The following is a 7,291-nucleotide window of genomic DNA, read 5'->3' as shown; positions in this document are numbered from 1 at the left end:
CTGGTGCTCGTGGGTCTGGTGCCGGTGATGCTGCTGAGCCGCACCTTGCGACAGCGGTAAGCGGGTGTTGCGGGCCGTTGTGCCGCCGGCTGCACGCTGGTCCAATGCAGGTTTTCAAACTGCTGCCCGACCCCATGCTCAACACAACCCAGGAAGAACGCCGCCAGTTCATGGCCCTGGCCGCTGCCACCGGCGCTGCGGCGCTGGTGGCCGGCTGCGGCACCCGTGCACCGCTGCCCGGCCAGGCGCCGGCCAGCGCGGCCTACCGCCGCGAAGCCGCCACCCACCTCTACCGCAAGTACCCGGACCGCATCCACCGGGGAAAACTGCCGCCCATGCTCTACGCCATCGGCGTGCTGGAGGTGGAGCTGACCCAAGGCGGGCGCGTGGGCGCCACCCGCTGGCTGCGCGGCCCCAGCCACGCGCCCGAGGTCATGGCCGAGATCGAACGCCTGGTGCGCGCCGCCGCGCCGTTCCCGTCGCCGCCCGGCTTCGGGCGCGTGCAGTACGTGGACACCTGGCTGTGGGACCGCAGCGGGCGCTTTCAACTCGACACACTGAGCGAGGGACAGCTCTGACCGTGGTCGGCTTGGGTTGAAAGTACGTGTTCTGAATGTCAGGCTGACACACTGGCGGAGGTGTTTTCCTGAGCGGGGCCCGACGCTGAATCAGCGCCCCGCTCCATAACCCGCAACACTCGGGATTGGGCTTGCAGGGCCTGATTCAGGTACTCAATGGCGAGCACCGGTTCGCAGTCGCCACACATGAACGCATCCAGAGCGGCGAAGCCGTGCTCAGGCCAAGTGTGAAATGTGAGATGCGACTCGGCCAGCAGCACCACCCCTGCGACGCCCTGACCCGGTCCAAAGGGGTGACAGTGCACGGCCAGCAGTGTTGCACCGGCCCGTTCAGCAGCTTCCGATGCAGCGCCCTTCAGAAACGCCGCATCGGCCAGGAGCAACGGACTGGCGCCGTACAGATCCGCCAGCACGTGGGTGCCCTTCGGATGAAACTGCCTTTGGCCTGTCACTTGTGACCCCCGCTGAAGCCACCACCACTGCCGCTTCCATAGCTACCCGACGACGATCGGTAGCTCGTCGAATCATCATCCGGCTCGCGAACCATGGCCACCGCATGAAACAGCAGTGTGAGCGCCATGCCCGCCAAGATCAAAACGCGTGCCACGAATCACTCCTCTGTCACGTTGTTGGCTGCCAGTGCGATCACAGCCACGATGCCGAAGACAAACCCTACAGCTGTGGGCCGCGAGACCATCATGACCAGGTGCGCCACGCAACCAAACCCAATCAGCTGCCGAAAGGTTTGCTCCGACACCCAATCTTGTGCAATGGGCGGGCGCGTTGGCGGAAATGTCTTTCCAAAGGCCGAGGCAACCGCCCGGGCCTTCAACGGCGTTGCCAAAGACCATACCTGTTCATGGGTGGTGGTTTCGCACACGAGCAGGCTGCCCGTGGGCATGTTGCCCTTTCCCCCGGTGGTTTCGAACTCGACCATCTGGGTTCGATCTCCCCGGCGTATTTCCCAGTTGAAGCTGCCCCAAACCTCCTCCACGAGAGACTCGTAAGCTTCCTTGTGCCTGAACTCGGCGCCGTTGTGCCGGCAGACGCCTACCGAAATTTCGCGAGGAAGGCGCTCGAGTGCCTTGCTGAACATCCAGCCTTCTTCATTGCTGAAGCTCAGCCAACGCAGGCCTTGTCGGACGTTGTAGAGCAGGTACCCACCAATACATCGGCCAGGCAAAACCGGCTGGTACCGTGCTGACGGCGTACTGTCCGTTGGTCGAGGAAGCCGGTACCCTGACCGATCCCTCGGCCGCCGCGGTGGCTTCGGCGTTGACCCTGACACGGCGCTGGGCCTCGACAGCTTCCGTGCACAGCCTTTTGGACGTGGCGACGCGCGACCTTGACGCGGCTTACGGCTCAAGATGGCGACGCTCGTGCAGCGGCGCAGAGTTGACGGTGCATGGCCACGCCATGGCTGTGCCCACCCCAGGCTTCCTCAATGAGCCGCTCGCACTTCGAGCCCGACAAACACTTGCACGGGGCAACACCGTTCTGTGCGCGCACAGCGACTTGTCCGGCTACAGCGTATTCGAAGAAGCTTCTTACTGGGGAGCGCGGGCTGCGGAAGTGTTGTTGGGCTGATGCTGCCCCAGCAAGGGGCAAGGTGTTTTCTCCGCCGGTACTCCTACTTCTCCCCCATCTCCCTCGGCCCACCATTCACCCCCCACGGCGTGCCAAACCGGTCGGTGACCATGCCGAAGGTATCGGCCCAGAAGGTCTCGGCCAGGGGCATGCCGACCTTGCCGCCCTCGGCCAGCGCGTTGAACACGCGCGTGGCTTCGGCCACCGTGGGGTAGGTGATGGCCAGCATGCAGCCCTGGATGCTCGCGTAGGGCACACCGGGTGGCGCGTCGCCGGCCATGATGGCGAAGTCGGGGTGCACCAGGTAGGCGTGCATCACGCGGTCGGCGTGCTCGGGCGGCACCGGCATCTCGCCAGGCATCTGACCGTAGGTGATGAGCGCTTCGAGCTTGGCGCCGAGCACCTGGGCGTAGAACTTCATCGCGTCGGCGCAGTCGCCGTTGTAAGAGAGGTAGGCGCAGAGTTGGATGGACATGGGGTCTCCTGAAAGGGGGGTGAACCTCGGGCTGGCCATGCAACGACGAACAGGGTGGGTAGATTTCGACACGCCGCGCAGCGCATGCATATTGGGCGACGAACCGTGACGGAGTGCACGCTCTGCATGCCCGATTAATACGAGTGCTGTATACCCACTGCGCCCTTGATTTGGTGTGATCAAGTTGGCCATTGCAGAAGCAATGGGCGCTTGATCCAACAAAGAATTCAGGGAGTGACCGCATGAACCCCAACCGCTTTCGGTTGGTGATGAACGCCGCGCGCGGCGCATTGCTGACGGTGGTCGCGGCGGGCAACGCGCACGCACAGGCACCCACGAGTCCGCCGCCCAACGTTCGCCAGCAAGGCGAGCAACTGGAACGTTTGCAACAGGACCGCGAAGAGGCGCAACGTCGGCAGCTGCAAGCCTCGCCCAGCGCGCTCACCCCTCCTGCATCGGAACAACGCAGACCCTGGCCGGAGGCGGAGTCACCCTGTCGGGCCATCCAGGCGGTTGCACTGGTCGGTGATTCCAGCGAGGCTTTTCGTTGGGTTCTCGCCGACCTGATCGCGGGTCCCGATCCCGCGATCGGGCGCTGCCTGGGTGTTGGCGGCGTCAATGTCGCCGCCGAGCGAGCGCAGCAGGCCTTGGTGGCGCGCGGCTTTGTGACATCGCGCATCGTGTTCGAGCCGCAGAACCTCGCCAGCGGGCGCCTGACCCTGACCTTGTTGCCAGGGCGCATCCGGGCCATCCGTTTTGCCACGCCCGATGACCGCGCCACCGCCTGGAACGCCGTGCCCGCACAACCGGGCGACGTCCTGAACCTGCGCGATGTTGAACAAGCGCTGGAGAATTTCAAGCGCGTGCCCACCGCCGAGGCCGACATCCAGATCGAACCCGCCGATGTGCCGGGCCAGAGCGACCTGGTCATCTCCTGGCGCCAGTCGCTGCCCTTTCGCCTGAACGTCACGATGGACGACAGCGGCTCCAAGGCCACCGGCCGGTACCAGGGCAGCGCCACCATGAGCCTTGACCACGGGTGGACGCTCAACGATCTGTTCTACATCACCGTGAGCCAGGACCTGGGTGGCGGCCAGGCGGGTGATCGTGGAACGCAGGGACACACGGTCCACTATTCCCTGCCGTGGGACTACGGGTTGCTGGGCTTCACCCAATCGGCCAGCCGCTACCACCAAAGCGTGGCCGGGTTGAACCAGGACTACGTCTACAGCGGCCAGAACGACAGCGCTGACCTCAAGCTCTCTCGCCTCGTCTACCGCGATGCCAGTCGCAAAACCACCGCCAGCCTCAAAGGCTGGTTGCGCCGGTCGAAGAACTTCATCGACGACACCGAGGTGCAGACCCAGCGCCGCGCCACCGGTGGCTGGGAGCTGGGTCTCGCGCACAGGGAGTTTGTCGGCAGGGCCACGCTGGATGTGAACCTCGCGCACACGGGCGACGCGCAAACCGGCATCCAACCGATCTTCGACAAGGAGCGGGTGCAGAAGGAGATCGATGCACAGATCAAGATCACGGCGGAGTTCGGCAAGAGCGCTGCCTCGGCTTGGGGCAAATACGCCAACAAGAAGTTTGTGGATGCAGTGGCCGCCGGTGATGAAGAAGCCGCCGGTTGCTGGGCGCCGGACGGTGGTTGCCGTGCAGGTGGACATGCACTGATCGGAGGCCTGGCCGGCGGTGCTGGCGGCGCGGCTGGCGCAGGCCTCAGCAGTGCAGCCGCACCCCATGTGCAAGCATTCCTGGTCGCCAATGGTGTCCCAGACGACGCTGCAAAAGCGATCGCCCAGCTCAGCGCGCTCGGGGCGGGCACGGCAGCGGGCGGCGCTGCAGGCGGTGCCGCCGGACTCAACGAAGCGAGCAACAACGCCCTCGTGGCACTTCCGCTCTTGCTCGAAAGCATTGCGGCCGGTGGCGCAATCGCGGCACGGGCCTGCCTGACTTCGCCTGCATGCGTGAACGCCTTGCGACTGGGTGGTGCCACTGTGGTGGCCAAGATCGCGTCCTTGGTCGATCCCGCTGACCTGGCGAAGATTCCGGGCTTTGGCTCCACGAGCCCACTCCCACCGGTGGGACCCACCATTAAACCGGCAGAAATTCAAAAGATATACGGCACACCACCGCTGAACGAGCCGCAGGAGCTCAAGGCCTGGCTGGGCCACGTGTTGGATGGCTATCCGGCCGACGAAGCGGCAAAGTGGGCCGAAGACTTTGTCAGCACGCTGCCCGCGTCCCAACAGCAATCCATATCCGACTTCATCATGATGTCGGTGCAGGAAAATGCCGTGGCGGGTAGTCGGCGCGAGCGTGAGGTGACCGCCGATCTGCTAGCGCAGTATCCAGGCGGCAGCGTCCAGAACCAGCAATATCTGCGAGACAAGGAAGGCAACATCGTGATTGATCCCAACACTGGTACCGCTCGTAGGCTGGATCACGTTGTGATCGTTGGTGGCAAAGTGATTGAGGTGGTCGAAACGACGAGTCTGACAGCGGATAAAGACCAGCAAATTCTTCATGAGCGGGAAACCAGAAGGGCTGGTGGCTCCTTCATTCGTGACCGCGAAACCGGGAAGTTGGTTGAAGTATCCGATGTGTCCCGAATCGAAAGGAGGCCTTGAATGGTACGCGTTGGCAGGTTGCTCAATTACGACGAGCTGTTGGAACAGTATCCGGACTGGGTGCTATGGGAGACGGCTGCTTACTACAAAGAATCCACCCCGGAAGCAACTGAAGAAGCGCGTCTTCGCTGCTTACGGAAGACAGGTCACGTCATCAAGTTCATCCAAGACCACGGTCTGACTCGACGCGTGTTGTGCGAAACCGCACCGGATATCCCCGAGGACTTCTGTGTGTATTTGCGAGACGTCACACCCGAAGGGCTTGAGTTCTACCGCACGGGTTACATGAAGTGGCTCAAACGCTTTGAGCGCAACATGCACGCTGATCCGGCCGACGTGCGCGTCATGGAGAAAGCGCTGGAGCAGATGCGCCAGAAAAAAGAGGCATGAGACTATCTCGTCCATGCGTTGTGCCACTGGGGTCTGGCGTCAGTTGCCTACGGGGGAACTGGAGCGCGCCCCCAACGAGCCAACGCCTGCGCCTGCGCCTGCGCGTCGTGGTTTCGCCTGATTTTTTTTACCCTTTGAATTATGATCCTCAAGTCGCTTGCTGCACTCCTCATCTCTTGCTTGTCATTTACATGTTGGGCTCAAAGCACAGAAGCACGGCATCTAAATATGGAAAAGGCGCTGGCAATCTTTGAGAGACTGTCATCTTCAACTGCAGCCCCACTGACACAAGATTTTATCGAGCTTGTGACCAGTACAAAATTGGTCCCGCCTGATGAAAAGTATTCGCCTTCTGTGCAAAAAATGCTTATTGACAAGGGAATTGATCCGAGTCAAAGATCCCGATTTCTTCACGATTTTGTGCAAATCAATGATGAAATCAAACTCAAGATTCAATTTGCTGCGCCCATCGTCGAACTTTCCTTCTCGGGTCAAACAAGAAATATCACTGTTCCTAAGCCATTGACCAATGAAGCTTTGGCTGTTTATCTAAACTCGATCACGATCGATCGTGAACTCGCCATCAAAAGGAATTGCATTCGAAGGCAGACTGTTTCTGAAATTCTCGAGCGGAACGGATGGATCTTGACTGAGCATCCTCTTTCTGCGGACATTGATGCGGAGGAAGGTAATTTTTACTTCGCCAGGTTGAAAGACTTTTCGACTGTTACTGCGGATGGAGGTTGTGTGGTCAGTTTGCAGATTGGCGCCCCGTTGCCACGCTAAGGCTCGCAATCATCAGAATGATGGTGAGAATGCGCCACTTCGTACAGAGGCAGACGCCGAAGCTGGTATCGCACCGGGCCCATCCGCTGTTGGCGGTGTTCACGGGCATCGTGGTGGGTGTGCTGCTGGGTCGCGCCCTGCGCTGAAAACCGGTAGCCGGTCGGCAAGGGCTGGTGCGGCCAAAGGGAATCGAACCCCTATCTGGCCCTTAGGAGGGGCCCGTTCTATCCGTTGAACTATGGCCGCGGCAGCGAGTGCGCATTGTACGGGGGCGACTCTGCGCGAGCCGCCGCACGCAGGCGCAGCAAACTGCCGCAGACCGGCACGGTTTCCCCCAGAAAATCCAGAAAGCTGCGCACCGCGGGCGTGAGGCCGCGGCGCGAGGGGAACACCGCGTGCACCACGCCCACCGGGGTGGACCAGTCGGGCAGCAGGCGCACCAGCCGGCCATCGCGCAACTCGTCTTCGCACATGTAGTCGGGCAGCGAGCACATGCCGCTGCCGCCCAGCACCGCGAGCTTGAGGGTGAGCAGGTCGTCCGCGATGAAGCGGGGCCGGTACTGCAGCACGGCATCGCGGCCTTGCGCGTTGGTCAGGCGCATGCTGGCCAGGCCATCCACGGCCGACATGGCCACGCTGTCGAGCCGGCCGGCCTCATCCAGCGTGCCGGGTGTGCCCTGGCGCGCCAGCAGCGCCGGGCTGGCCACCAGCACCGAACGTGCGTCGTCCAGCCGCTTCACCACGAGGCTGCCGCTGTCCTCCAGCGTGAGGCGCACGCGCAGCGCCACGTCCACGCCGTCTTTCACGAGATCGACCACCCGGTTGTTCACCTCCATCTCCAC

Annotated in this window: 9 protein-coding genes and 1 tRNA gene; 4 read left to right on the top strand and 6 right to left on the bottom strand. The window is 62.4% G+C overall.

Annotated elements, in window-relative coordinates:
* Positions 1–134: 134 nt before the first annotated feature.
* On the top strand, positions 135–578 hold the full coding sequence (locus ACK41V_RS22970) for a twin-arginine translocation signal domain-containing protein (RefSeq protein WP_409785890.1): 444 nt from the start codon (positions 135–137) through the stop codon (positions 576–578).
* 38 nt (positions 579–616) lie between these two features.
* Here ACK41V_RS22970 and speD read toward each other — a convergent pair whose 3' ends face one another.
* From speD to ACK41V_RS22950, 4 genes are all read right to left on the bottom strand, one after another.
* Positions 617–1,030, bottom strand: a complete 414-nt coding sequence (gene speD / locus ACK41V_RS22965) for an adenosylmethionine decarboxylase (RefSeq protein ID WP_409785888.1) — start codon at positions 1,028–1,030, stop codon at positions 617–619.
* Positions 1,027–1,185 carry a hypothetical protein gene (locus ACK41V_RS22960; RefSeq protein ID WP_409785886.1) on the bottom strand — a complete coding sequence of 53 codons (159 nt, stop codon included), beginning with the start codon at positions 1,183–1,185 and terminating at the stop codon, positions 1,027–1,029. Before ACK41V_RS22960 ends, speD begins: the two co-directional genes overlap by 4 nt.
* Positions 1,186–1,188: 3 nt before the next feature.
* The gene (locus tag ACK41V_RS22955) at positions 1,189–1,866 is read right to left on the bottom strand and encodes a DUF4178 domain-containing protein (RefSeq protein WP_409785885.1); all 678 of its coding nucleotides are present in this window, start codon (positions 1,864–1,866) and stop codon (positions 1,189–1,191) included.
* A gap of 342 nt (positions 1,867–2,208) precedes the next feature.
* On the bottom strand, positions 2,209–2,640 hold the full coding sequence (locus ACK41V_RS22950) for a VOC family protein (RefSeq protein ID WP_409785883.1): 432 nt from the start codon (positions 2,638–2,640) through the stop codon (positions 2,209–2,211).
* 242 nt (positions 2,641–2,882) lie between these two features.
* Between ACK41V_RS22950 and ACK41V_RS22945 the strand changes: the two genes are divergently transcribed.
* The 3 genes from ACK41V_RS22945 (at position 2,883) to ACK41V_RS22935 (ending at position 6,449) form a co-directional block, all read left to right on the top strand.
* Positions 2,883–5,273, top strand: coding sequence for a ShlB/FhaC/HecB family hemolysin secretion/activation protein (locus ACK41V_RS22945; protein ID WP_409785881.1), 2,391 nt, complete (start codon positions 2,883–2,885; stop codon positions 5,271–5,273).
* Positions 5,274–5,663 carry a hypothetical protein gene (locus ACK41V_RS22940; RefSeq protein WP_409785880.1) on the top strand — a complete coding sequence of 130 codons (390 nt, stop codon included), beginning with the start codon at positions 5,274–5,276 and terminating at the stop codon, positions 5,661–5,663.
* A gap of 228 nt (positions 5,664–5,891) precedes the next feature.
* Positions 5,892–6,449, top strand: a complete 558-nt coding sequence (locus ACK41V_RS22935; RefSeq protein ID WP_409785878.1) for a hypothetical protein — start codon at positions 5,892–5,894, stop codon at positions 6,447–6,449.
* Positions 6,450–6,620: 171 nt separating this feature from the next.
* On the opposite strand, the gene ACK41V_RS22930 is transcribed toward ACK41V_RS22935, so the two are convergent.
* Together ACK41V_RS22930 and ACK41V_RS22925 are read right to left on the bottom strand one after the other, a co-directional pair.
* Positions 6,621–6,695, bottom strand: a tRNA-Arg gene (locus tag ACK41V_RS22930).
* On the bottom strand, positions 6,686–7,291 hold a 606-nt coding region (locus tag ACK41V_RS22925; protein WP_409785877.1), incomplete at its 5' end, for a LysR substrate-binding domain-containing protein. The genes ACK41V_RS22930 and ACK41V_RS22925, both read right to left, overlap by 10 nt.

The organism is Acidovorax sp. (assembly GCF_046291265.1).
Lineage (GTDB): Bacteria > Pseudomonadota > Gammaproteobacteria > Burkholderiales > Burkholderiaceae_C > Acidovorax.
The sequence above is the reverse complement of the archived record's forward strand: the minus strand, read 5'-3'. Positions and strand labels throughout refer to the sequence as shown.

What these genes read in the sequence shown, in the direction of transcription:
- ACK41V_RS22950 (WP_409785883.1), bottom strand. Translation starts at nt 2,640, where the DNA reads ATGTCCATCCAACTCTGCGCCTACCTCTCTTACAACGGCGACTGCGCC.
- ACK41V_RS22935 (WP_409785878.1), top strand. Translation starts at nt 5,892, where the DNA reads ATGGAAAAGGCGCTGGCAATCTTTGAGAGACTGTCATCTTCAACTGCA.
- ACK41V_RS22945 (WP_409785881.1), top strand. Translation starts at nt 2,883, where the DNA reads ATGAACCCCAACCGCTTTCGGTTGGTGATGAACGCCGCGCGCGGCGCA.
- ACK41V_RS22970 (WP_409785890.1), top strand. Translation starts at nt 135, where the DNA reads ATGCTCAACACAACCCAGGAAGAACGCCGCCAGTTCATGGCCCTGGCC.
- ACK41V_RS22940 (WP_409785880.1), top strand. Translation starts at nt 5,274, where the DNA reads ATGGTACGCGTTGGCAGGTTGCTCAATTACGACGAGCTGTTGGAACAG.